Below are 25,130 nucleotides of genomic sequence, written 5' to 3' on the forward strand. Positions count from 1 at the left end.
GGACGGTTTTCCTTTATCTATGCCGAAAAGTCTTGACCCGAACACCATTATATTATGCCGCTCCTGTGACTTAGCCGTTCAAAAGCGCGCCTTACCGTCTAATGTTCGCGCGTTATGCCCTCGCTGCCATACGGCACTTTATGACGTTCCTTACTGCTCAATCAATGGCATGCTTGCCTTGTGTATCGCGGCATTATTATTTTATATTCCGGCTAACTTTTTACCCATCATAGAAATCAACTTTTTAGGCAGTGTGCGAACAACAACAGTTTTTGAAACGGCTGTGACGGTGTGGCTGCAAGGTTATTGGATAGTTGGCATCGCTGTGATGGCGGCAGCGGTCATTGCCCCGGGATTATTAATTTTATCGATTTTATTACAAGTCACCATAGTTAAACTTAAATTGCACTCCTGTTTTTGGCAAAAGACATATCGCGCACTGCTTAAAAACCATGCGACCTTATCGCAACTTACTATGCTTGAAATTTACGTCATTTCATTTTTAGTAGCTGCGTTTAACTTGTCTGACTTCTCAGATATTTATTTAGGCATGGGCACCTTCTGTTTTTGTATGCTGTTTTTAGTTATCTTATTTTTACAACGGGAATATAATTTAGAACATATGTGGGGAATGGCTTATGAGCGCTAACACTCCTGCGCGGCAAGGAATACAAATCGGTTTTTGTTTATGCACTGTTTGTCGAAAAATCAATAACATCAGTCGTGACCGTTGTAGTCGCTGTGATTCTAAAATCCAAACACGTAATCATGCCAGTTTACAGCAAAGTTGGGCGTTATTGATTACCGCAGCCATTTTGCTGATCCCAGCTAATATCTACCCAATCACTGTGCTCACCAATCAGGGCAAAGTCACCTATGACACCATATTTACTGGTATTGTGCATTTGGTTCACTCTGACATGATCCCTATTGCCATTATTGTCTTTACTGCCAGTATATTGGTGCCTTGGCTAAAAATTATAGGCTTAGCGATTTACTTAATCGCTATTAGCTTTAATCTGCCAGTTTCTAAAAAGAAACTCATGATAGGCTTTCATATTATTGAATGGATTGGCAGGTGGTCGATGCTGGATTTATTTGTTATTGCGTTAACTGTCGCCGTCGTTAATATGGGGCAATTACTTGATGCTAAACCCGCACCTGCAGCAACCGCATTTGCGTTAGTCATTTTACTGACTCAGTTAGCAGCAAAGGTATTAGATACTCGTTTACTTTGGGATCGCTTGGAAAAAAACAATGACACAAATTGAATCACCAAAAGTTGTTAAAAAGAAATTATTCTCGCCGATTTGGTTATTACCGATTGTTGCCTTGGCCCTTGGCGCTTGGCTTGGTGTAAAAAGCATCAAAGAATCAGGTATCGAGATTATTGTGCACTTCCCTAATGCCGTTGGTATCGATATCGGTAAAACCTTAGTCAAATACCAAGGTTTGACCGTTGGTAAGGTGACAGATATCAGTATCGACAATGAATTGTCTGGCGTTAATGTCAAAATTATTATGGATTATCGCTCTGAACCATTTCTCAATAAAAATTCCAAGTTCTGGTTGGTCACGCCTAAAGCCAGTATCACTGGTATTGAAGGTTTAGATACCTTGTTTTCAGGCAATTATATTGCCGTTCAACCCGGTGATGGCAGCTCAGCATCTGAATTTGTCGCCTTAAAAGATGCGCCAACTATGCTTCCTGATACTAATGGGGTGCTTATTACGCTGACCACCTCAAAATTAGGCTCACTGGATATCGGCTCAATGGTGTTTTACCGTCAAATACCTGTAGGGAAAGTTGTAAACTATCGCTTAATTGACAGCGATACCATTAATATCAGCACGTTTATCGAGCAACAGTACGCCCATTTAGTGACACAAGAGTCCCAGTTCTGGAACGTGTCAGGTCTAAAAATTGATGCGTCTATGTCGGGCATTAAAGTCAATACCGAAAGCTTGGCATCGCTGCTCGCTGGCGGAATTAGTTTTAATTCAGTCGCTAATTCTGCCGCGGCGCAAAATGGTGACAACTTTGTGCTTTACCCTGATGAAGAAAGTGCTGTCAAAGGCATCGAATTCACTCTGCTAGCCGATAATGCTGATGAGATTAATCAAGGCTCAACGTTAGTTTATCGCGGCATTGATGTGGGTAAGATTCATCAAACCCAACTAACTGAAAACGGCGTGAAGTTTTTAGCTAAGTTTGATAGTCAATACCAACACTTATTAAACGCAGATACCCAATTTTGGATTGCAGGTGCTGATATTTCTTTAGAGGGCGTTAAGCACGCTGCAAGGTTGATCACTGGTAGTGTAGTCAATGTACTACCTGGAGTGAGCGACAACGCGCTGCCACAAGAGTATCAATTACAATTTCAAGCACCGGACCTTATGCAAGCTAGCCAGTTGACCATCAAATTAACGTCTGATGAACACAGTGGTTTAAGCGCTGGGGCTGAGGTGCGTTACAAACAAATGCCTATTGGTGAGATTAGCCAAGTAAAATTATCTGATGACTTTAGCCGTGTTGAATACTCAGTGGACATTCAGCCTGAATATTCATCATTACTCACTGTGGACAGTTATTTTGTGTCTGAATCGGCGCTTGCCATAGATGCCTCCTTAGATGGCGTAAAGGTCAAAACCCGAGATATTAATACCCTGCTTGCTGGCGCTGTATCTTTGGTGCCAGGTAAAGCTAAGGCTGTAGTTAAACCTCAAGCAAAATTTTCGTTATATCAATCTGCTGATCAAGCCTTAACGGCCTTGAATAAATCATCAATGAGTACCTTGGCGCTAGACAGTATTGATGGCGCAGGTTTAGCTCATGGCTCACCGGTTTATTACAAAAAAATGCGTATTGGCTCTGTCTCAGAAGTAAATTGGAACAGTCAAACTGATAAGTTTTCAATCACGGTGGCCATTCAAAAAAGGTTTACTAACTTGGTTCGAAGTAACAGCGTATTTTGGCGAAATGATGCCGCCAGTATCAATGCAAGTTTATCTGGCATTGATGTTGATATCGCTCCATTAGAAGGCGCCTTAAAAGGCAGTATTAGCCTAGGTTTGTTGCCAGAAAACCAACAAGGCAATCAAACTCGTTTATATGATTCTAAAGAGCTGGCCCTAAAACAGGCCAAAGCCATAACACTATCACTACCAGCTGATGCCAAAGTAGCTGCAAAAGCAGCGATTCGTTATCAAGGCCATCAAGTGGGTGTGATCCAACAGGTTAAACTCAATCAAGACTTAGCCAACTTAACCGTGAGTGCTTATCTTTATGGTGAATACGCACAACATTTCACCAAAGAAGACAGTGAATTTTTTGTCGTCGATGCACAAATTTCATTAGTGGGTATTAAAGCGCCAGAAACCTTGATAACCGGCCCTTACATTGGCGTGTTACCTGGCACGTCAGAACGACAAGCAACACAGTTTGATGGTCTCCTAGCTGCGCATTACGATGCGGATATCGATGAAGATGCATTAAAAGTGACCCTAGTTGATAGTCAGCTTGGTTCGATAAAAATTGGCACCCCAATTTTCTTCAGAGGTATTGCTATTGGGCAAGTGGATGGTTACTCATTATCTTACAATGGCAACCAAGTATTAATGTATTCACACATTGAAAAACAATATGCCCACTTAGTGAATCAAACAAGTCAGTTTTGGGATGCATCAGGTATAAAACTTGAAGTGGGTATTTTCTCTGGCGCTCAAATTGAAACAGGCTCTCTTGAAACGCTGCTTTCAGGTGGCATTTCAGTCGTGACCGAGGAAGTAACGGATAAAACGAATCAATTAGCTCTCGATGAAAGATTTACCCTGCATAACAAAATGAAAGCCGAATGGCGTAAATGGAAACCTGAACAAGTGAAGCCTTTATAACCTTTCTGCGCGTAGATAACATCCAATAAAAAATCGGCATTTGCCGATTTTTTATTGCTCGTTTAATAGCTGTTGTGCTTAGCCATAAAACCAATAACAAACGGCGATGGCTGCCATTATTCCGCCGACGTCTGCCGCTAAGCCACAGCCCAATGCATGGCGGCTATTTCGAATACCGACAGAGCCAAAGTACACCGCAAGTACATAAAAGGTGGTTTCTGTGCTTCCTTGAAAAATCGCCGATAAACGACCCGCAAAAGAGTCTACCCCATGATGCTCCATCGTTTCTAACATCATCGCCCTTGCCCCAGAACCACTAAATGGTTTCATTAACGCCGTAGGCATGGCATCGACAAAACGGCTGTCAAACCCCAACAAGCTCACTAGGCCTGCTATGCCTTGAAGGGCAAAGTCAAGGGCGCCCGATGAGCGCAATAATCCAATGGCGAGTAACATTGCCAACAAATATGGAATTAACATTATTGCTTGGGAAAAACCGCTTTTGGCCCCTTCGACAAACTCATCATAAATGGCGACTTTGCGGTAACCAGCAATCAGGATAAAACTCATAATTAAGGCTAATAATATGCCATTACCTAATACAGTCGATAATGTTCCAATGGCTTCAGCAGATAGGGTTAATAAATAAAACACACCCGCAATTAATATACTAAACAAAGTTGCGCCATAAGCCAGCACCACACTATTGATTAAAGAAATACGCTGAACAATTGCCACGACAGATAAACCCACTAAGGTTGATGCCACTGTGGTTAATAGAATAGGTAAAAACACATCTGCAGGATTGACTGCACCTTGCTGAGCTCGATACAAAAATACCGTCACTGGCACTAAAGTGACTGAGGAAGTATTGAGCACTAAAAACAAGATCTGCGCATTGGTCGCCACGTCTTTATTTGGGTTTAGGCTTTGTAAGTCTTGCATCGCTTTAAGACCAAGCGGCGTAGCTGCATTGTCTAGGCCTAACATGTTTGCGGTGAGATTCATGGTGATACTGCCGTAAGCTTTATGCCCCCTTGGCACCTCTGGCATTAACTTTGATAATAACGGCTCAAATAGTTTAGCAAATACCGTAACCACACCGGCTTTCTCACCCACTTGCATCAGCCCCATCCATAGCGCTAATACACCAATTAAGCCAATGGATATTTCAGCAGCTAACTTAGCGCTACTAAAAATAGCTTTAACTGACTCCCCTAATACCTCAACATGGCCATTAAACAATTGCACGATTATGGCGATTGCTGCCGTTAAGAAAAAAAACAACCAAACTCTATTTAGCACTGAATACTCCGTTATTTTTCACAGCTGTAGTTTTCAACATCAGCTGTTAGCGAATGTGTTGGTTGCGCTTTCTTTAACAGGGTGAGCGACACCGTGAAAATGCATGATATAATCTATCGCATTATTACACAGTTGTTTTATCGATATTTTTACTATGGCTCAAATAAATCCGCAATACTTAACCCATATTGCTACAGAACTCCCCGCACATCTTAATATGGACGACTTTATTGCTGCCTGTAATCGTCCTTTACGTAAATCAATCAGAGTAAATACTATAAAGATTTCCGTGGCGCAATTTACCCAAATAATGACTGATAATGGCTGGCAGTTTGAAGCTATCCCTTGGTGCGCTGAAGGGTTTTGGGTTTCAGTCAGCGATGATGTGCAAATTGGTAATATGATTGAGCATATTCAAGGCTTATTTTATATCCAAGAAGCCAGTTCGATGTTGCCACCTGTTGCGCTGCTACAAAATGATAACCACAGTAAACTGATCCTCGATGTCGCCTCAGCGCCTGGCTCAAAAACGACTCAGTTAGCCGCCTTAATGGATAATCAAGGCTTATTAATTGCTAATGAGTACTCTGCCAGTCGCGTTAAAATTTTGCACGCCAACGTGCTTAGAATGGGCGTAAAGCAATGTGCCCTCACCCATTTTGATGGCAAAGTCTTTGGGGAGTATTTATTTGAAAAGTTTGATGCTGTGTTGCTCGATGCACCATGCGGTGGCGAAGGTACGGTTAGAAAAGACGTTAATGCGCTTAAAAACTGGCAATTAGATGATGTTGTTGATATTGCCGAGACTCAAAAACAGCTGATCCAATCCGCCTTTTTAGCCTTAAAGCCCGGTGGCACATTGGTTTATTCCACTTGCACCTTAAGTCAGCTTGAAAATCAGCAAATTTGTCAATTTTTAAAACAAACCTATGCCGATGCGGTTGAATTTATTCCTCTAACTGATTTATTCCCTGGCGCAGAACAAGCCTGTACCCAAGAAGGTTTTTTACACGTTTGGCCACAAATTTATGATAGCGAAGGTTTCTTCGTCGCTAAAATTGCTAAAACCGCATCTGTTGAACGAATTAAAAAGCAGCCTAAGCCTCAGCGTAACTTCCCGTTTTCTGTTGCGAATGCCAAACAAGTATCCGCCATTGAACAATACTTTAGCACCACCTTTAATCTCACTTTACCTGCAGATCATACGGTGATGATCCGTGATGATGAGTATTGGTTATTTCCAGCTGAATTTAACGATTTCACCGGTTTAATGCGTTATCAACGCATTGGGGTCAAATTGGCCGATGTGATGAAAAAAGGCTTTAAGGTGAAACATGAAGCCATTATCTGCCTTAGGCGCTATATCAGCTCAGACGATAAAATTATCGAACTTGATGCTCAACAAGCGAAAGACTTTTTAATGGGCCGTGATATCGCCACTGATAGCTTTAGCGATTTAGACTTAACCCCAAAGGGCGAAATGATTGTCACTCATCACCACAGTCCATTAGGGGTGGTAAAGCATTTAGGCCATAGATTGAAAAATAATTTACCAAGAGAATTGGTAAAAGATAAAATAGAGTAGATACACTTTATTGCCGATAATTCAGCGACTTTTATCGTTTAACAATTATCAGTAGGCGCTAGTTGTTAAGCTATTGCGGCATAAAACACTGACCGGTTGCGCAATTTTTAGGCAAAGTATGATTAACGGGTCTATACTGAGAAGTAAGATTTTTAGTGAAATTGGTTTTCGACAGTAGCGCAAGGCTCTTTTCTAAAAGAGCCGTTCCCCTAGACCCAGAACAATTGGATAGTTTTGGGTCTCTTTTTGCCTAAAATTCAGCCTAAACTTAATATCAAAATTTACCACAAAAGCGTAAGTTAACGCTTGGCTAATATTGCAGCCTCTTTGAACAAGTTAAAAAAGTTCTCCGTGGTATATTCGGCTAAATCGATATATTTCTCACCCCGTAACTCGGCAACAAACTCAGCAACATCTCGCACAAAAGCTGGTTGGTTTTCTTGCCCTCTGTGCGGTACTGGCGCTAAATACGGTGAGTCAGTTTCAACCAGTAGCCTGTCTTTAGGTACTTTACGGATCACGCTACGAAGTTCACCGGCATTTTTAAAAGTGACAATACCTGACACCGAGATATAAAAACCTAAATCAATCGCTGCTTTGGCCATTTCCCAGTTTTCTGTAAAACAATGCAATACCCCACCCACTTTGTCTGCGTAGCCAGCTTTTAACATGTTAATAGTATCTTCGCGGGCATCACGAGTGTGAACAATCAGCGGCTTATTCACCTCTACGGCTAAGGCTATTTGTTGTTCAAAGCATTGTTGCTGCAATACTTTCGTTTCAGGGGCATAAAAATAATCAAGGCCGGTTTCACCAATTGCCACGACTTTTTTATCAGTGGCAAATTGCTTAATTTCACTGACATTGAGACCGTCTTTAACGTCAAGTGGATGCACCCCTGATGATAAGAATATATTATCAAAGTCGGCCATTTTATCGCGCATGGCTTCAAAACCTTGCTGGCGAACATTAACACAAAGAAGATATTCAACCCCGCGAGATTTTGCAGCATCTACAATAGCGTGCAAACTAGCTTGATCTGGCGCGGATTTTAAGCGGTCTAGATGACAGTGAGAGTCGATTAACATGATGATTCTTTAAAGGCTTAAACAAGCCAGCAAGAATACCTAGGGGAGGATTATCTTTCAAGCTGATTTTCATATCAGCAGTTACCACAGTTTAATCAAAGGTTAGATTTGGTTTTGACATTTTTTGTTTAACTTAATTGTATTAGCCAAATAAAACCTATGATAGAGGAAGAACCTTTACAGTACCCTTGTTTAACTATTACATGGTACAAGTCATGTCACTTGAAGATAACTGAGTAGAAAGCAGCTTTTCAATATGATGTTTATGACTTTCAGGATCGGTTTTTATTTTTACGCCAATACCCGCAGGTCGGCCGCCTGATGCACCAAGTGGATTAATCCACACCACCACACCTTGAAAATCAGCCATTTGTGAAGTACCTGGCAACTTATAAGCTATGGATAACTCCTGACCTAGAAAGTGGCTTTCTGTGGTCGAAATAAACAAACCCGCAGGTTTAATGAATGGCATATATGCTCTGTACAACTGGTGCAGAGTATCAAAATTTACAACAAGATCGGTCATAGTGTAATTCTATTGTCTGTAATGAATAAGTTGTCTAAATTCAAGAATGTAGTCTTGACATAATGCAGGCGCGTTTATACTCGCCATCGTCGCTAATTTTTGGCACATTTGCGCGACTTTCGATGAGAAACCAATGATGTTACTCGCAGCTAATGCGTCGAGCTCTTTACTTTTTAACACATATTGCCTTAAGTACAAATATAAAACATTAAGTGCATCAATAATTTGTTGCTCTGATAACTTAATTAAACTGCCAGTCAAATGTCCTGATTTAATACTGTTTGCCCAATCGACTCGATATTGCAGTAGTTGTTGGTAATGTTGATTACCTAGGCTTTCAGCTAATTTCAACGGCCCACCAATCATACTTAAACACCAAGTCACATCATGGGCTTTCTCGCCATAAGGAGGTTGTGGTAATAATTGATGGGAAGACAGCCAAGCTAATACTTGGCGTCTATCAGGGGCATTAAAGGCCACATTCTGGCAGCGACTTTTAATGGTTGCTAACAATCTTGAAGGCACGTCTGTTTGTAAAATAATTAAAATATTATTACCCGGCTCTTCTAAGGTTTTTAATAACGCATTGGCTGACGCTAAATTAAATTGCTCGCAGTTTTGAATAATGGCGACACGTTGACCGCCTTGCTGGGCTGTGACCGTTAATTTTTGACATAAGTCGCGAATTTGATCGACCTTGATTTGATTGCCATCAGCTTTAATCACATGACAATCAGGGTGTGTTCCCGCTTTAAATAACAGACAGCTTTTACATTGACCGCATGCCCCAACAGGGGTTAAGTTTTGGCACATGGCGGCATGGGCCATTTCATGAGCAAATAAATACCCTCCTAGACCGGTATCTATGGTTAACAGTTGTGCGTGAGCACTATGCCCGTTTGCTAACTCATTTAAGAATCGCTGAAACGGTTCATCTAACCAGGGCAACTGATTTAATCCAAAAGCTTGCATCAATGACTCACTTTACGCTGTTTTAATCAAGGTCATTACCATTACACAAGATTCGCTGCTAATGCGACTCGGATCTGTTCATGGACTTGATCAATGGGTTTACTAGCATCAATAACTAAAATTGAGCTATCTTCAGCAGCAAACGCTAAAAAGGTTTCTCGAGCACGAATAAAGAAATCCAATTCTTGTTGCTCGATGCGATCTAACTCACCACGTTTGGCTGCGCGGGCTAAGCCTAATTGCGGTTCAATATCTAAATAAAGGGTTAAATCGGGCTTGAAGCCCTGTAAACAAGCATCACTAATGGATTTTACTAATGGCATTAATCCTCTACCGCCGCCTTGGTAAGCTAACGACGAGAGGTTATGTCTATCGCCTAATACCCAAGTTCCGTTGGCTAAAGCGGGCTTAATGACATTTGAAATTAACTGAGTACGGGCTGCGTAAAACAGTAAACATTCAGCCTCATCACACAGTGGATCACTATCATCAGCAATTTTGACTAAATCTCTAATTTTTTCTGCTAATGGCGTACCGCCTGGCTCACGGGTGCATATTGGCGCTTGATGACAATGGTCTGTAATAATTTGCTTTACTAATTCAACTGCGCTGGACTTACCCGCGCCTTCTAATCCTTCAATTGTAATGAATTTAGCGTTGTTTTTACTCATTTTCTATTTCTCTGATATTCGTTAACTGCACGGTTATGTTGTGCAAGTGTCTTTGAAAAAACATGGCTGCCATCATTTCTTGAGACAAAGTATAAATAATCGACTTCAGCAGGTTTTGCTGCTGCAAACAAAGCAGCTTTACTTGGCGCTGCAATCGGTGTTGGCGGTAAACCATTTATACGATAAGTATTAAATGCCGTGTGTTCTCGTAAATCACTGCGAGTGATATTACCTTGGTAGCGATCGCCCATGCCATAAATAACGGTCGGATCTGTTTGAAGACGCATGCCTAATTTTAAGCGATTATTAAATACTGCAGCGACCCAATCGCGCTCTTCTGGCTTGCCTGTTTCTTTTTCGATGATTGAAGCAATGATCAATAACTCATAGGGTGTTTTTAGTTTAAGATCTTTATCGCGCTGTTGCCACGCAGCCTCTAAAGTGGTTTGCATTAATGTATAACTGCGTTGCAGCACCGACTCTAAACTATCGCCTGCATGATATTGATAGGTCTCAGGGAAAAACTTACCTTCTGGTAAATTTGAATCGTCACCATTTTTCAATAACACTCGATTGAACACTTGCTCATCAAAAGTTAGATGCGGTGATGTGGCCAACACTTGTTGCCATTCCTTAATGGTCTTGCCTTCGATTAACGTTACTGAAAAGCTGATTTGGTCACCCGAATTAATCTTATTCAGTAAAGAGGCCAAGCTGTCACCCGGCTCAATTTGATATAAGCCTGTTTTGATATGGGCATATTCAGGTTTAAGCTTAACCAGATATTTTAATTTCCAGCTATCTGTTAGCCATTGTTTATGCTCTAAATCTTTAGCAAGCTTGGTGACATTCATGCCCTGTGAAATAGTTAACTCAACAGGCGCATCGACGGTGAGAGTCTGATTGGGATAAGCAATTATCTGTTGATATCCCCAGTAACCGACAATGCAAGCCACTGTGGTTAGGGTCATCAAAAATGCGAGTAAAACGGTCAGTATTTTTTTCATATTAGAGTGATAATTGTAACTGTTTAATTAAGTTATGGCTCATAGGCCAGCTGGAATATTGGTTATCATCAAGATGATTAATATTAACAACGCCCAACAGGCTGTTGCTGATAAAAACATGATCTGCTTGCTTAAGCCTGGATAAGCTGATTGGTTCAGCATAAACGTTAATGTTGTTTTCTAATAACGCGATAATAACTTGTTGTCGCATCACCCCTGATACACCGCTGTGGCTGATTGCTGGGGTATAAACATTTTGGCCTTCTACAATAAAGACATTGGCCATTGATGATTCAACCACATTGCCATCGGTGTCAAGTACCAGCCAGTCATCGCAACCTTGTGGTAATAGGTTTTGCTTTATCAGCACTTGCTCAAGCCGATTAAGGTGTTTCATCCCAGCAAGTATTGGTTGGCGCGCTAAGCTAATCGCCGCTAAAGATAAACTGATCCCCTGCTGTTGCCATTGCTGATAGTGAGCGGGAATATCATGTAAGGAAATGACGCTTGTTTGCTCCACAATGTCTGGGGCACTGTAACCTCGACCACCTACACCGCGGCTAATGAGTATTTTGATACAGCCTTGGTTTAAAACCTGGCCGTGCTGCTCAAGCTGATTTATTAACTCAAGTTGATTTTGTAATGCAAAGCCCAAACGCAAACATGCTTGCTGCAATCGCTCAATATGTTCATCAATGAATAACACCTTACCCTGTAACACACGCATGGTGGCAAATGCACCATCACCGTAGGCTAAACCTCTATCCAGTGGGTTAATTTGCTGTTGTGGTAATCCATTAACAAATACTGATGCCATTCTCGTTCCTGAGTGTTATCTGACTGCCAGCTTGATATTAGCATGTCGATTCAAGCGGTTTTACACAAAAGAATGGCCCCATTTGTAGGAGCCTTTCTGTGTCATCATTTTATCTTAATACAATTTTAATCCGCAAAACACGGCTATATTAAGCGTGCTAATATCTAGCGTGCCAATAAATGCTGTATTCTTGCTTTAAGAATATCGGTTGCAATACGGTTTTTACCACCACGAGGCACGATAATGTCAGCATGTTGCTTAGATGGCTCAATAAATTGTAAAAACATCGGCCTAACGGTCGCTTTATACTGAGAAATCACAGATTCCATGGTACGCCCGCGCTCAGCAACATCACGTGATAGACGACGTAAAAAACAGATATCTAACGGCGTATCCATAAATACACTGGCATCCATTAATTCACGCAGTTTAGGATCCGTTAATAATAAGATACCTTCTAAAATAATCACCTTTTTAGGTTGCATATCTAAGGTCTTGCCAATACGAGTATGTTCCTTATAGCTGTAGCAAGGAATATCAACCGACTCGCCTCGTTTTAGCTGTTTTAGATGCTCAGCCAACAACTGATGATCTAATGCTTTAGGGTGGTCATAATTGGTTTTAACACGATCTTCCATTGATAAATGGCTCTGGTCGCGATAATAGGCATCTTCATTGATTACGCCAATTTGGTCGGTACCTAAATCACGCTTTAACTCTTCAAAAATAGTTTGAGCAATTAAACTTTTACCTGATGCTGACGCACCCGCGATACCGATAATGACACATTGCGGAGAATTCATTATTTAAAACCTTACTCGTCGTCTGAAATACTAATTGATACTGTCTTTTTACTTTGTTGTTTGGCTAGTTGAGCCCCAACTTTACGAGCGATCTCACGATAAATCCCTGCCACTTCAGAATCAGGCTGACTCACAACTGCAGGGTTACCTTCATCCATTGATTCACGAATGTTGATATTAAGCGGCAAAGCACCTAATAACGGTACTTCATAACGCTCGGCAATTTTACTGCCACCATGAGTACCAAATGGGTGTTCTTTATGGCCACATTCTGGACATAAATGAAAACTCATGTTCTCAATAATCCCTAACACTGGGATATCCACTTTTTGGAACATGGTAATGCCTTTTTTCGCATCTTCAAGGGCAATATCTTGCGGTGTAGTCACCACAACCGTGCCACTCACAGGAAATTTTTGCGAAAGGGTTAATTGGATATCACCGGTTCCAGGTGGTAAATCGATAACCAAATAATCAAGTTCTGGCCACTGGGTTTCAGTTAATAACTGATTTAAAGCACCGGCCGCCATTGGGCCACGCCATACTGCAGCTTCGCCATCACCTAACATAAAGCCGATTGATTGGGCAGTAATGCCATGAGCACTGGCTGCGGTCATCATTTTCCCGTCAGGTGAAGTCGGTTTAAAACCTTGTAAACCCAGCATCATAGGAATTGAAGGACCGTAAATGTCAGCATCTAAGATGCCCACTTCAGCACCTTCTGCTTTTAAAGCTAATGCAAGGTTAACTGCCGTGGTTGATTTACCCACGCCGCCTTTACCTGAAGCCACAGCAATGACTTGCTTAATATTTGGCAATGGCGCTACAGAGCTAACCGCAGAAAATACTCTTGGCTGAAAATCAATTTCGCACTCTACTTCATCAATAGCATCAAGTACGGCTAATTTTTTAGTCACATCCATGACAGTATCACGATATTGCGTCATACATGGGTATGGATAAACTAACCCAAGTGATAAACGTTTGCCTTCAATTGAAAGCTTAGTGACACAACCTGCAGATACAAGCCCTTCGGCTAAATATGGATCTTGATATGCATCTAAAATACTCAACACGGGACCTAATAGGTCAGCACTTAATTGATAATCTGTATGCGAAGTAGACAAAAGCAGAACTCCCAGCGATAAATTTGTTCAAGTGTACCAGAATTCAAGAAAAATGAGCGCAAATTTAGCCCATTTTGTTGTTGTTTGATGAAATAATCACTTTGATCGGTTAGTATCATCAACATATATTTGGTGTAATCGATTGTTGAGACAAAATGACAAATTCACAACGTAAAATTCTGGTGACAAGTGCCCTCCCATATGCAAATGGTCCTATCCATTTAGGTCATATGCTTGAGTATATTCAAACTGATATTTGGTCTCGTTACCAAAAACTTCGTGGACATGAATGTCACTATATTTGTGCAGATGATGCCCATGGCACCCCAATCATGCTGAAAGCCCAACAACTGGGTATTACACCAGAAGAAATGATTGCTCAAGTTCAAAAAGAACATGAACAAGATTTCGCTGATTTCAATATCAACTTTGATAACTTCCATAGCACGCACTGTAAAGAAAACTGTGAGCTTGCCAGCGATATTTATCTGAAGTTGCGTGATGGTGGTTACATTAAAACCAAAACCATTTCTCAATTATTCGATCCTGAAAAAGAAATGTTTTTACCAGACCGCTTTGTCAAAGGCACTTGCCCGAAATGTAAGAGTGAAGATCAATATGGTGATAACTGCGATAACTGTGGTGCGACTTATAGCACCACAGATTTAATCAATCCTTACTCGGTCGTGTCAGGTGCTACGCCAGTAATGAAGGACAGTGAACATTTCTTCTTTGACTTACCTGCATTTGAAACCATGTTAAGTGAATGGCTTGCATCAGGTTCACTACAACCTGAAATCGCCAACAAGCTAAGAGAATGGTTCGAACAAGGTCTGCAGCAATGGGATATTTCCCGTGATGCGCCTTATTTTGGTTTTGAAATACCAGAGCAACCAGGTAAGTTTTTCTACGTATGGTTAGACGCACCTATCGGTTACATGGGCTCGTTTAAAAACTTATGTGATAAACGTGGTGACCTTGATTTTGACGAATTTTGGAAAAAAGACTCTACAACAGAGCTTTATCACTTCATTGGTAAAGATATTGTCAACTTCCACGGTTTATTTTGGCCTGCAGTGCTAGATGGCGCGGGTATTCGTAAACCTACTGCTGTTTATGCACATGGTTATGTTACGGTAAATGGTGCCAAAATGTCTAAGTCAAAAGGCACGTTTATTAAAGCGCGTACTTATTTAGATAATTTAGATCCTGAGTATCTTCGCTATTACTACGCGGCGAAATTAAACAGCCGTGTTGATGACTTAGATTTAAATCTAGAAGACTTCGCACAGCGAGTGAACTCTGATCTAGTTGGTAAATTAGTGAACTTAGCTTCACGTACCGCTGGTTTTATCAGTAAACGTTTTGACGGCAAGTTAGCTAAAATCAACGATATGACTTTGACTGAGGCCTTTTTAGCTAAACAGGATATCATTGCTGATTTATATGAGACTCGTGAGTTTGGTAAAGCGATGCGCGAAATTATGGCTTTAGCTGACATGGCAAATGCCTATGTTGCTGATGCCGCGCCTTGGCAGTTAATCAAACAAGAAGACAAGCAAGATGAAGCCCATCAAGTGTGTAGCAATGCACTTAACTTGTTCCGCATCTTAGTCACTTACCTTAAACCGGTACTACCTAAGCTAGCTGACAATGTTGAAGCTTTCTTACAGACGCCATTAACATGGGATAATTTAGCTGTAGATCTAGCTGGCCATGAAATTGCTAAGTTTAAAGCATTAATACAGCGCATTGAAATGAAAAGCATTGAAGCTATCATTGAGGCATCAACTGAAAACTTACAAGTAACTGCAAGTAAAGTGACTGATGCTGCGCCGGAAGCTACTCAAACTGAGCTTGAGAAAGAGCCCCTAAGCCCTGAAATTACTTTTGATGATTTTGCCAAAGTTGATTTGCGTATCGCGCTTATTTCAAAAGCTGAGCATATTGAAAAAGCCAATAAACTACTCCGTTTAGAGTTAGATTTAGGCGGCGAAACCAAGCAGGTTTTTGCAGGCATTAAATCTGCTTACGCACCAGAAGATTTGATTGGCAAACACACTGTGATGGTTGCCAACCTTGCACCACGTAAAATGAAGTTCGGTGAATCTGAAGGCATGGTATTAGCCGCCGGCCCTGGTGGAAAAGATATCTGGATTTTAGAGCCTCATGCAGGCGCGAAACCTGGCATGCGAGTCATGTAATTAGCAACAAAGCTTGAATAGTAAGGCCATCAAAAGATGGCCTTTTTTATGGCACTAGCACTCAGATTTTAGGCTGAGATTTATACTAGACTTTGAGATGGTTTTTGACTTGGATTTTGACAATCATCAGAGCTATCACAAGGCGCCTCTTTGGCAAAGTTACGGCTATTATAAGCCTCTGTATCTGCTTCAATGGCTTGCTTCATTCGCTCTTCGTAAAGCATAAACAGACTGATGAAATCATTGCCATAGCGTTCACCTTCAGGTCGCTTCAACCATTCTTTATATAAGGCATCTGCCGCTTCTTTTTCAACTCTTTGATATGTTAGCTTTTGCTGACTGACTAACTCATCAGAAAATCCCATTGCCCGCATCGACGCCGCACCAACTTTCAGGGCGGAGTGGAAGGTTTCTGACTCGACAAAATCTGCGCCAGCTTCTCGCAATAAGTGCCCATGACCACGGTCAAAAGCACGGCTGATGACTTTAAGCTGTGGGTATTTATGTTTAAGGTACTTAACCAACTCAATACTACTTTGCTGATCATCAATGGCAATGACAAAGGCGGCAGCGTTGGCAACACCTGCTGTTTCTAATAAATCAGGCCTGGTGGCATCACCATAAAAGGCTTTGGTTTTGATTTTTCTCAATGTATCCACTTGGGATGCCTGACGGTCTAGTACAACCGTTTTCACCCCGTTAGATAACAGTAATCGATTGACTATTTGACCAAAACGACCGATACCGGCAATGATCACCACACCTTGCTCATCAACCGTATCTTGTTCCCGCTCGTTTGAGTTCTTTTCATATTTGGGCACAATAAACTTTTCATAGAAGATGAATAAGCCTGGAGTCAAAAACATCGACAAGGCAACCACAATAGATAATGGCTGGGCGATATGAATGGGTAATACATCATTTTGTTGGCTAAAGCTCAATAACACAAAACCGAATTCACCCGCTTGAGCGAGACTTAGGGTAAACAGCCACCTATCACTACCTGTAATTCGGAATATAAAAGACAATATAAATAACACCAATGCCTTTAAAAACATCACCCCAAAAGTAATGGCTAAAATGGCTCCTAGATATTGCCATAAGATGTCAAAATCAATCCCCGCCCCCACGGTAATGAAAAATAGCCCCAGTAATAAACCTTTAAACGGCGCAATATTCGCCTCAAGTTCATGCTTAAACTCACTATTAGCCAGTACCACACCTGCTAAAAATGTGCCTAAAGCAGGTGAAACCTCAACCAAACTCATTAATGCCGCAATGCCAATAACTAACAATAATGCCGCAGCAGTTGAAATCTCTCTGACACCAGAATCTGCAACAAATTTAAAAATGGGTCGAGTTAAATAATGGCCGCCAAAAATAACAAAAGCGATTGAGAGCACTAAAACGATGGCATACACACCACTGGAGAGTTCAGCCACCAAGGATAACTCTTCATGATGGGCTGCTGCCTCAGACACCGCTGTTTGTGTCACTGCGACTAATTCAGGTAACGCTAGCAATGGGATTAACGCCAACATGGGGATCACGGCAATATCTTGAAACAGAAGCACTGAGAATGCATTTCGACCGGCAGGCGTTTTAATTAAGCCTTTTTCATTAAAGGTCTGCAATACAATTGCTGTTGAAGACAATGAAAAAATCAAACCTATGGTTAATGCGATTGACCATTGAATATCAAATAACATCGCAATGGCCATCACACCGCCCACTGACAAGCCAACTTGTAACCCGCCCATGCCAATAAGACGATGCCGCATGGACCACAGCATTTTAGGCTCTAACTCTAAGCCCACCAGAAATAACATCATCACTACACCAAATTCAGCAAAATGCTGAATGGTGCTGGTTTCACTGCCAACAAGGCCGATAATGGGACCAATGACCAGTCCGGCAATTAAATAGCCAAGCACTGAGCCAAGCCCTAAACGCTGAGCCAATGGTACGGCGATAACTGCAGCTGATAAATATATAAACGCTTGTAAAAAATACTCAGTCATCCATTTATTCCTTATCTGTAGTTATTTTGCGCTCAGGTGACAAACATTACACAGGGTTCACAATATCAATATAGTGATGGGTTAAACCAAATTCATTGGCTAAATGTTCACCTAAAGCTTTTATACCAAATTGCTCTGTAGCATGATGACCGGCGGCAAAGTAATGGATCCCTTGCTCCATAGCGCAATGAAAGGTCCTTTCTGACACTTCACCACTGATAAAGGCGTCAACGTTCAAGCCTGCAGCATGATCAATATAATCCTGCGCCCCGCCAGTACACCAAGCAATAGATGAAATAACCTCAGTCTCGTCACCAATGTGTAATGGCACTCGATTAAGCTTCTCTGTTAATAATGCATTAACTTGTGCAACAGTTAATGGCTGAGGAAATTTCCCCTGCCATAGTAAATTTTGCGGTATATCGGTACACACCTCAACATCGACAATACCTAATTCTTTAGCTAATTCAGCATTATTACCCAGTGTTTGATGTGCATCTAAAGGTAAATGATAGCCGAATAAATTCATATCGTGGGTCATTAGTGATTTTATTCTTTGGTATTTCATACCAGTAAGCACTTCGGGTTCATTTTTCCAAAAAAAACCATGGTGCACTAAAATCGCGTCTGCATTTAATGCTGCAGCTTGATCGATTAATGCTTGGCAAGCGGTAACGCCAGTCACAATCGTGCTGATGTGTTCAGTGCCCTGCACTTGCAGCCCATTGGGAGCGTAATCTTTAAACTGATTCACATTCAGAAAATCATTGAGATATTTAGACAATTGTTGGCGAGATACAGACGTTAATGACATAAAACTAACCCTAAATTTATTGATAGTAATAGTGTAACGCAGACCAATACTTATTGAAAAACCCTTGTTAAGATTGGCTAATAGCTGAGCGATTTTTGCATAAATTGGACTTTTAAGTACATTAAACATTAAAATTAGCCCACGGGATGTTGAACACATTAAATAAACTATTCAATAAATAAAAATAGGTCTCAAAATGTCAAACTTGACAAAAGAAGCGCTTATCGCTGAATTAACCGCGGCTCTTGAAAATCAAACTGGTAAATCTGTTGAAATTGAACAGAAAGGCAGTTGGTACAAAATTGATGGCGGCAAGTCGATACGCTTTAGCGAACTTGAGAAAATGCACCTTGAAGCCACACAAGGTCAAACCGCTGTTGCGCCTGTAGCAGATAAGCCGGTTAAAGCAGTTGTCGCAAAAAAAGCAGTTGCTAAAAAGCCTGCTGTTAAAGTTGCAAGTACACCAGCAACGTCAACTTCTGGTGGTAAAACGCCAAAAGAATTATGGCGTGAAAAACTAGCTGCGGCAGGTAAAAGTACCTTACCTCGCGGTTTCTAGTTTCAGGTGCGTTTACACAATAAAAAAGGAGCTTAGGCTCCTTTTTTATTGTGTCCTTTTTTATTGTGTAAATCACATCCAGACTTACATGGCTAAATCAACTCTGACATAGCCTTTTAGATAAACCACCCTCACTTCGTCACCTGCGTTAAATGCCATGCCAGGATCTTGATCTTGAATCACCATCACTTGGCTACCATCATCAAGGTTTATCATCATTTCAATGAGTTTATATTCTAATGTTCTGGTCGTGTTTCCATACTGATTTGCAGCAGCGCCGCCCACTAACGCACCAAGCACAGTTGCAACATCTTGGCCTGAGCCACCACCAAATTGATGGCCAATAACGCCGCCCACCAAGGCGCCGCCAAATGTTTTCCAGCCAACATTTCGATCTTCCACCAACTGGGTTTGAGTGACATGTTTAATTGATTCAACTTGGCCGTAGACAACCTTTTCTACTGGGACAGCTTGATTTCGGTCGTAGGCCGCACTTGCTGGCACTGAGATTAAGATAAACAAAATCGCACTAAAAAGTGCTCGAGAACAGTTTGTGAGTTTCAACATAGGCAAAATTCCGCTAACGTATGCATAAGGTCTACTCATTAATATACTCAATTGTGAACTCACTGTCCTATTTAAATAAACTGCCTTTGTTTCCTGATCCACAACAAGCATTGTCAGATCCCAATGGTTTACTAGCTGTTGGTGGTGATTTAAGCCCGCAACGCCTTGTGGAAGCCTACTATCAAGGCATATTCCCTTGGTTTAATGAACACGACCCCATCCTTTGGTGGTCACCAGATCCTAGAGCCATTTTTATCCCCAAGCGTCATGCAGTAAATAAAAGTATGTTAAAGCTGCTCAAAAAAAGTCCATGGCGCTTTAGTATTAATAAAGCCTTCACTGAGGTTATCCATGCTTGCTCACAACCTAGGCTCACACAGCAAGGCACTTGGATTTCATCTGACATCCAGCAGGCCTATATACAGCTGCATAAACTGGGAAAAGCACATTCAATTGAAGTGTGGGATAATGATGAGCTAGTTGGCGGCTTATACGGCATTGCAGTGGGAAGCGTGTTTTGTGGCGAGTCAATGTTTCATCGTCAATCTAATGCCTCAAAAGCGGCCTTTGCTATGCTCAACCAGCATTTATTCGACAAGGGTTTTAAACTCATTGATGCACAGATTATGAACCCTCACCTAGCCAATTTAGGCGCCGTAGACGTTCCCAGAAAAGCATTTTTAGCTCAACTAAAACAATTACGAAATCAAGTTATTAACGATGATACTTGGTTACAACAAGAGGTCTATTTTGAGTTCTAGAAGCATTAGCGTTGGCCTAACCCAGCCGTTTGATTGTAATTATATTGACGGTTTACAAGAGCAATTACTTGTTATTCAAGAGTCTGAACTTGACGCAAACTTATTCGAACAATTGTTAGGAATGGGTTTTAGACGTAATGGCAGTTCAATTTACAAACCCAGATGTCCTAGCTGTCAGGCTTGTCAGTCCATTCGAGTGGATGTTGGCCAGTTTAAGGTATCCAAAAGACAAAAAAGAACCTTAAAGAATAATCAAGATTTAACCTGGAAAGTTACGCACGAGCGTACGGCGGCACATTATCAATTATATGAACAATATATTATTGGTCGCCATTTTGATGGTCCTATGTATCCTCCCTCTGAGAGCCAGTTTAACGACTTTCTTGCTTGCCAGTGGCTACCTGATACCTTCATTGAAGTTTATGATCAACAAAAGCTCATTGGCGTTGCTGTAACCGATATGATGACGCATTCAATGTCGGCAATTTACAGTTATTTTGACCCCGAATATGCAAAACGTTCCTTAGGGTCATATATGATTTTATTGCAATGCCAGCTCGCGCAGCAAAAACATAAGCAATTTCTTTATTTAGGCTACCAAATTGATGAAAATCGTAAAATGAATTACAAGCGTTTATATCGTCCTTATCAAATCTTAACAGCTCAAGGATGGCAACATATTGAAAAAGAACCTATGCTTTAGTGTTTCAAGCCTTTACAGCTCGCGCTTTTTACGGCATGATACGGCGAATTTTTTATATTTGAAGGCATAAAGGTAACCAATTAATGGCGAAAGAAGACAACATTGAAATGCAGGGCACTATCCTTGAGACCTTGCCAAATACAATGTTCCGCGTAGAACTTGAAAATGGTCATGTAGTGATAGCACACATTTCTGGCAAGATGCGCAAAAACTACATCCGTATTTTAACGGGTGATAAAGTCACTGTTCAGTTGACTCCTTACGATTTAAGTAAAGGTCGTATCGTCTTCCGCGCACGTTAATCCTGCCTCATATATTAAAAACCCGGCTTTAATGTCGGGTTTTTTATTTGCTAGCTATCCTGGCAAATACTAAGAATTAGCAGTAATTTTTAGTAATAGTAATTAGGCGATTAACGTCAAGAAAAAAATGGCTATCTGAAAACAGATAGCCATTTTTATTTGAGCCAAATAATTAACAAGGTTTAAGAGACTTTCTCTTCACATTCGCAACTGATCACCAGCTCATTATCTTTGACATCAACTTTTGCTATTCCACCAGCTTCAAGCTTGCCAAATAAGATTTCATCAGCCAATGGTCGTTTGATTAACTCAGTAACAACACGGCTCATCGGGCGAGCGCCCATATTTTTATCGTAACCCTTTTCAGCTAATAAAGTGCGCGCTTCATCAGTGACCTCGAGGGTGACACGCTTCTCATCTAACTGCGCTTGCAGCTCAATAAGGAACTTATCGACAACCTTAGCAATAATGGTCATATCAAGATGATTAAACCAAATAATCGAATCTAAACGATTTCGAAACTCTGGTGAAAACACTTTATTAATTTCTGACATCGCATTAAGGCTGTTGTCTTGTTGCTTAAAGCCTATTGAAGTACGGATAGACTCTTGAACGCCAGCATTGGTGGTCATCACCAAGGTCACATTTCTAAAGTCTGCTTTGCGACCGTTATTATCGGTTAAGGTACCGTGATCCATGACTTGCAACAGCAAATTATAAATGTCAGGGTGAGCTTTTTCGATTTCATCTAGCAGCACCACACAATGCGGGTTTTTAATTACGGCATCAGTAAGTAAACCGCCTTGCTCGTAACCGACATAACCGGGTGGTGAACCAATTAAACGTGAAACCGTATGTCTTTCGGTATACTCAGACATATCAAAACGGATAAGCTTCATGTTTAAACATGATGCCAACTGATTAGTCACCTCGGTTTTACCCACCCCAGTAGGGCCGGCAAATAAGAAACTGCCCACAGGCTTTTTCTCTGCACCTAAGCCGCTTCGAGATAAACGTATGGCAGAGCTAAGGCCCTCAATGGCTTTGTCCTGCCCGAATACCAACATCTTAAGGTTACGTTCAAGGTTCTTAAGTAAATCTTTGTCAGTAGACGATACGGACTTCTCAGGAATACGTGCTATTTTGGCAATAATGGCTTCAATTTCTGGCTGACCGATGGTTTTTTTACGTTTGCTAGCTGGCAGCATCACCATTCTAGCGCCCGCCTCATCAATCACATCAATGGCCTTGTCAGGCAAGTGACGATCATTAATGTGCTTAGCTGACAAGCTGGCCGCAGAACTGATTGCAGCCTGAGTGTAACGAACCCCATGATGTTCTTCATACTTTGATTTAAGTCCCAGTAAAATCTTAGTGGTTTCAGCAACCGAAGGTTCGTTAATATCAATTTTTTGGAAACGACGGGCTAAAGCCCTGTCTTTCTCAAAAATACTTTGGTATTCCTGGAATGTGGTTGAGCCCATACATCGAAGTGAGCCGTTGGATAACAAAGGTTTTAACAGATTTGAGGCATCCATTACCCCACCTGAAGCGGCACCTGCACCAATGATGGTATGAATTTCATCAATAAATAAAATCGCATGTTCATTTTTGGCCAGCTCTTTTAATAGCCCTTTAAAGCGTTTTTCAAAATCACCACGGTATTTAGTGCCAGCGAGTAATGAGCCTAAATCTAACGAATACACAGTCGCATCTTTGATAACATCAGGTACTTGCTCATTAACGATACGGTAGGCTAAACCTTCAGCAATGGCTGTTTTACCCACACCAGCCTCACCGACCAATAATGGGTTATTTTTACGACGACGACATAAGGTTTGAATCGCTCGTTCAACTTCATCATCACGGCCAATGAGTGGGTCTATGACCCCATCTTTAGATAATTGATTTAAGTCTGTAGCAAATTGAGCCAATAAACTTCTATCTTCACCGGCTTCAGTGCCTTCTTCGCTGGCTTCTGGGTTATTTATCTCTTCGTCACTATCGTCTTTTGGTAAACCGTGGGAGATATAGTTAACCACATCTAAACGCGTTATTTCGCAGCGACGCAGTAAATATACAGCCTGAGACTCTTGCTCACTAAAAATAGCAACTAAGACATTGGCACCTGTCACTTCATTACGACCTGATGACTGCACATGAAATACTGCACGCTGAAGCACACGTTGAAAGCCTAAGGTAGGCTGAGTTTCACGTTCTTCTGTGGTGTCAGCGATTAATGGGGTTGTTTGTTGGATGAAGTTAGATACTTCCTCGTGTAAACGAGACAGATCTGCACCACAGGCTAATAGTGCTTCTTTAGCCGATGGGTTATTAATTAATGCTAATAATAAATGTTCTACTGTCATATATTCATGACGTGAATCTCGAGCTTGTTGAAAAGCGAGATTCAAGGTGACTTCAAGATCTTTGTTTAGCATAGCACCCCCTAAAAATACTCAAATACTGCAGAGTTACCGGTTGTGAACAGCAAGTTCACTATGCGGCTTCTAATGTACACAGCAACGGATGTTCGTTTTCTCTGGCAAATTGATTTACTTGTAAGACTTTGGTTTCAGCGATCCCAAATGAAAAAACACCACATATTCCTTTACCTTGGTGATGGATAGCCAACATGATGTCTGTGGCTTGCTGTTCATCCTTGTTAAAAAAGCGTTGAAGCACTTCAATAACAAAATCCATCGGTGTGTAATCATCGTTATTTAACACGACCTTATACATTGAAGGTGGTTGTAGCTCCGATTCAACACGCTCTTTAGTGTGCTCTACGCTGCCTAATCTACCCATGTGTTAATACTAGCCTCTAGTTTGGTACAAGACCAATTGATATTATTAAATTAATTAAATGTTGTCATTTTGTTAATTTTTACTTGACATCTTTTCGTACAAATTTCATTCTGTTTGCAGGCGGCACATGTAGACCGCTCTTAATAAGTTTTACTATCTTACTGGTAAGTAGGCAACAGAAGGAAGTGGAAGTATGGCAAGCGGAACTGTTAAATGGTTCAACAACGCCAAAGGATTCGGGTTTATATGCCCAGATCAGGGTGGCGAAGATGTTTTTGCACATTATTCAACTATTGAAATGGAAGGCTACAGAACGCTAAAAGCGGGTCAGCCTGTCGATTTCGAAACTGAGCAGGGCCCAAAGGGCATGCATGCTTCAGCCATTTCACCAACAAAATAGTCGGTGAAACTATAAATCAAAAAGGCAGAGATTTTAATCTCTGCCTTTTTTATTGGGCAAATAAAAAGTAAATATTAAACTGTTTGCCCAAAAAAACACCTAATCGTAAATAAAACTGAGGTTCAATTCATCTTAACTTAAGCAACTTCAACCTCCGGCGTTAACAAATTTGCTGACAGAGGCTAAATCTCAC

24 protein-coding genes are annotated in these 25,130 nt (G+C 41.2%); 10 read left to right on the plus strand and 14 right to left on the minus strand.

What is annotated here, in order from left to right; translation table 11 throughout:
- The first annotated feature begins 19 nt into the window (after positions 1-19).
- Genes Q4591_RS02405 through Q4591_RS02415 form a run of 3 tightly spaced genes read left to right on the plus strand, consistent with a single transcriptional unit; the run spans position 20 to position 3,897 of the window.
- Positions 20-649, plus strand: coding sequence for a paraquat-inducible protein A (locus tag Q4591_RS02405; RefSeq protein WP_102437903.1), 630 nt, complete (start codon positions 20-22; stop codon positions 647-649).
- Positions 639-1,271, plus strand: a complete 633-nt coding sequence (locus tag Q4591_RS02410; RefSeq protein WP_102437835.1) for a paraquat-inducible protein A — start codon at positions 639-641, stop codon at positions 1,269-1,271. Before Q4591_RS02405 ends, Q4591_RS02410 begins: the two co-directional genes overlap by 11 nt.
- Positions 1,258-3,897 carry an MlaD family protein gene (locus Q4591_RS02415; RefSeq protein WP_303459206.1) on the plus strand — a complete coding sequence of 880 codons (2,640 nt, stop codon included), beginning with the start codon at positions 1,258-1,260 and terminating at the stop codon, positions 3,895-3,897. Before Q4591_RS02410 ends, Q4591_RS02415 begins: the two co-directional genes overlap by 14 nt.
- Positions 3,898-3,975: 78 nt before the next feature.
- Here Q4591_RS02415 and Q4591_RS02420 read toward each other — a convergent pair whose 3' ends face one another.
- The gene (locus tag Q4591_RS02420) at positions 3,976-5,202 is read right to left on the minus strand and encodes a nucleoside recognition domain-containing protein (RefSeq protein ID WP_102437839.1); all 1,227 of its coding nucleotides are present in this window, start codon (positions 5,200-5,202) and stop codon (positions 3,976-3,978) included.
- Between the two features lie 154 nt (positions 5,203-5,356).
- Between Q4591_RS02420 and rsmF the strand changes: the two genes are divergently transcribed.
- Positions 5,357-6,787 carry a 16S rRNA (cytosine(1407)-C(5))-methyltransferase RsmF gene (rsmF, locus tag Q4591_RS02425; protein WP_303459208.1) on the plus strand — a complete coding sequence of 477 codons (1,431 nt, stop codon included), beginning with the start codon at positions 5,357-5,359 and terminating at the stop codon, positions 6,785-6,787.
- Between the two features lie 299 nt (positions 6,788-7,086).
- On the opposite strand, the gene Q4591_RS02430 is transcribed toward rsmF, so the two are convergent.
- The 8 genes from Q4591_RS02430 to apbC all read right to left on the minus strand — a co-directional run bounded on the left by Q4591_RS02430 (position 7,087) and on the right by apbC (position 13,798).
- Positions 7,087-7,875, minus strand: a complete 789-nt coding sequence (locus Q4591_RS02430; RefSeq protein ID WP_102437843.1) for a TatD family hydrolase — start codon at positions 7,873-7,875, stop codon at positions 7,087-7,089.
- Between the two features lie 199 nt (positions 7,876-8,074).
- Positions 8,075-8,401 (minus strand): PilZ domain-containing protein, encoded by a 327-nt coding sequence (locus Q4591_RS02435; protein ID WP_076536275.1) that lies wholly within the window; start codon positions 8,399-8,401, stop codon positions 8,075-8,077.
- Positions 8,402-8,410: 9 nt separating this feature from the next.
- On the minus strand, positions 8,411-9,373 hold the full coding sequence (holB, locus tag Q4591_RS02440; RefSeq protein WP_102437845.1) for a DNA polymerase III subunit delta': 963 nt from the start codon (positions 9,371-9,373) through the stop codon (positions 8,411-8,413).
- Positions 9,374-9,414: 41 nt separating this feature from the next.
- A complete protein-coding gene (tmk, locus tag Q4591_RS02445; protein ID WP_102437847.1) occupies positions 9,415-10,044 on the minus strand; it encodes a dTMP kinase in 630 nt (209 codons plus the stop codon).
- Complete coding sequence (gene mltG, locus Q4591_RS02450) at positions 10,041-11,051, minus strand: endolytic transglycosylase MltG (RefSeq protein WP_102437848.1); 1,011 nt, start codon at positions 11,049-11,051, stop codon at positions 10,041-10,043. The genes tmk and mltG overlap by 4 nt, the downstream gene beginning before the upstream one ends.
- A 1-nt stretch (position 11,052) precedes the next feature.
- Entirely contained in the window at positions 11,053-11,868 is an 816-nt protein-coding gene (pabC, locus tag Q4591_RS02455) for an aminodeoxychorismate lyase (RefSeq protein WP_102520018.1), read from the minus strand.
- A gap of 164 nt (positions 11,869-12,032) precedes the next feature.
- Positions 12,033-12,671, minus strand: a complete 639-nt coding sequence (udk, locus tag Q4591_RS02460) for a uridine kinase (RefSeq protein WP_102437854.1) — start codon at positions 12,669-12,671, stop codon at positions 12,033-12,035.
- A gap of 11 nt (positions 12,672-12,682) precedes the next feature.
- Positions 12,683-13,798, minus strand: a complete 1,116-nt coding sequence (gene apbC, locus Q4591_RS02465) for an iron-sulfur cluster carrier protein ApbC (RefSeq protein WP_303409893.1) — start codon at positions 13,796-13,798, stop codon at positions 12,683-12,685.
- A 155-nt stretch (positions 13,799-13,953) separates the two neighbouring features.
- On the opposite strand from apbC, the gene metG reads away from it, so the two are divergent.
- Entirely contained in the window at positions 13,954-16,002 is a 2,049-nt protein-coding gene (gene metG / locus Q4591_RS02470; RefSeq protein ID WP_102477248.1) for a methionine--tRNA ligase, read from the plus strand.
- 80 nt (positions 16,003-16,082) lie between these two features.
- Here metG and Q4591_RS02475 read toward each other — a convergent pair whose 3' ends face one another.
- Positions 16,083-18,023 (minus strand): monovalent cation:proton antiporter-2 (CPA2) family protein, encoded by a 1,941-nt coding sequence (locus tag Q4591_RS02475; protein WP_102477247.1) that lies wholly within the window; start codon positions 18,021-18,023, stop codon positions 16,083-16,085.
- A gap of 46 nt (positions 18,024-18,069) precedes the next feature.
- Positions 18,070-18,837 carry a Nif3-like dinuclear metal center hexameric protein gene (locus Q4591_RS02480; RefSeq protein WP_102437905.1) on the minus strand — a complete coding sequence of 256 codons (768 nt, stop codon included), beginning with the start codon at positions 18,835-18,837 and terminating at the stop codon, positions 18,070-18,072.
- 196 nt (positions 18,838-19,033) lie between these two features.
- Here Q4591_RS02480 and Q4591_RS02485 point away from each other — a divergent pair, with 196 nt between their 5' ends.
- Positions 19,034-19,396 carry a hypothetical protein gene (locus Q4591_RS02485; RefSeq protein ID WP_102437862.1) on the plus strand — a complete coding sequence of 121 codons (363 nt, stop codon included), beginning with the start codon at positions 19,034-19,036 and terminating at the stop codon, positions 19,394-19,396.
- 84 nt (positions 19,397-19,480) lie between these two features.
- On the opposite strand, the gene Q4591_RS02490 is transcribed toward Q4591_RS02485, so the two are convergent.
- Positions 19,481-19,963, minus strand: coding sequence for a glycine zipper 2TM domain-containing protein (locus tag Q4591_RS02490; RefSeq protein WP_102437864.1), 483 nt, complete (start codon positions 19,961-19,963; stop codon positions 19,481-19,483).
- Positions 19,964-20,016: 53 nt separating this feature from the next.
- Between Q4591_RS02490 and aat the strand changes: the two genes are divergently transcribed.
- The 3 genes from aat to infA all read left to right on the plus strand — a co-directional run bounded on the left by aat (position 20,017) and on the right by infA (position 21,729).
- Entirely contained in the window at positions 20,017-20,724 is a 708-nt protein-coding gene (gene aat, locus Q4591_RS02495) for a leucyl/phenylalanyl-tRNA--protein transferase (RefSeq protein ID WP_102437907.1), read from the plus strand.
- Positions 20,684-21,427 carry an arginyltransferase gene (locus Q4591_RS02500; RefSeq protein WP_102437866.1) on the plus strand — a complete coding sequence of 248 codons (744 nt, stop codon included), beginning with the start codon at positions 20,684-20,686 and terminating at the stop codon, positions 21,425-21,427. Before aat ends, Q4591_RS02500 begins: the two co-directional genes overlap by 41 nt.
- Positions 21,428-21,510: 83 nt before the next feature.
- Positions 21,511-21,729: a translation initiation factor IF-1 gene (gene infA / locus Q4591_RS02505; protein WP_011496276.1), complete on the plus strand. Its 219-nt coding sequence runs from the start codon at positions 21,511-21,513 to the stop codon at positions 21,727-21,729.
- Positions 21,730-21,911: 182 nt separating this feature from the next.
- On the opposite strand, the gene clpA is transcribed toward infA, so the two are convergent.
- Together clpA and clpS are read right to left on the minus strand one after the other, a co-directional pair.
- Entirely contained in the window at positions 21,912-24,170 is a 2,259-nt protein-coding gene (clpA, locus tag Q4591_RS02510; protein WP_102437868.1) for an ATP-dependent Clp protease ATP-binding subunit ClpA, read from the minus strand.
- A 58-nt stretch (positions 24,171-24,228) separates the two neighbouring features.
- A complete protein-coding gene (clpS, locus tag Q4591_RS02515) occupies positions 24,229-24,537 on the minus strand; it encodes an ATP-dependent Clp protease adapter ClpS (RefSeq protein WP_102437870.1) in 309 nt (102 codons plus the stop codon).
- Between the two features lie 193 nt (positions 24,538-24,730).
- Here clpS and cspD point away from each other — a divergent pair, with 193 nt between their 5' ends.
- Positions 24,731-24,937 (plus strand): cold shock domain-containing protein CspD, encoded by a 207-nt coding sequence (gene cspD, locus Q4591_RS02520; protein ID WP_055024439.1) that lies wholly within the window; start codon positions 24,731-24,733, stop codon positions 24,935-24,937.
- Positions 24,938-25,130 lie beyond the last annotated feature (193 nt).

This window comes from Shewanella sp. 3_MG-2023 (assembly GCF_030548765.1).
In the GTDB taxonomy this organism is placed as follows: domain Bacteria; phylum Pseudomonadota; class Gammaproteobacteria; order Enterobacterales; family Shewanellaceae; genus Shewanella.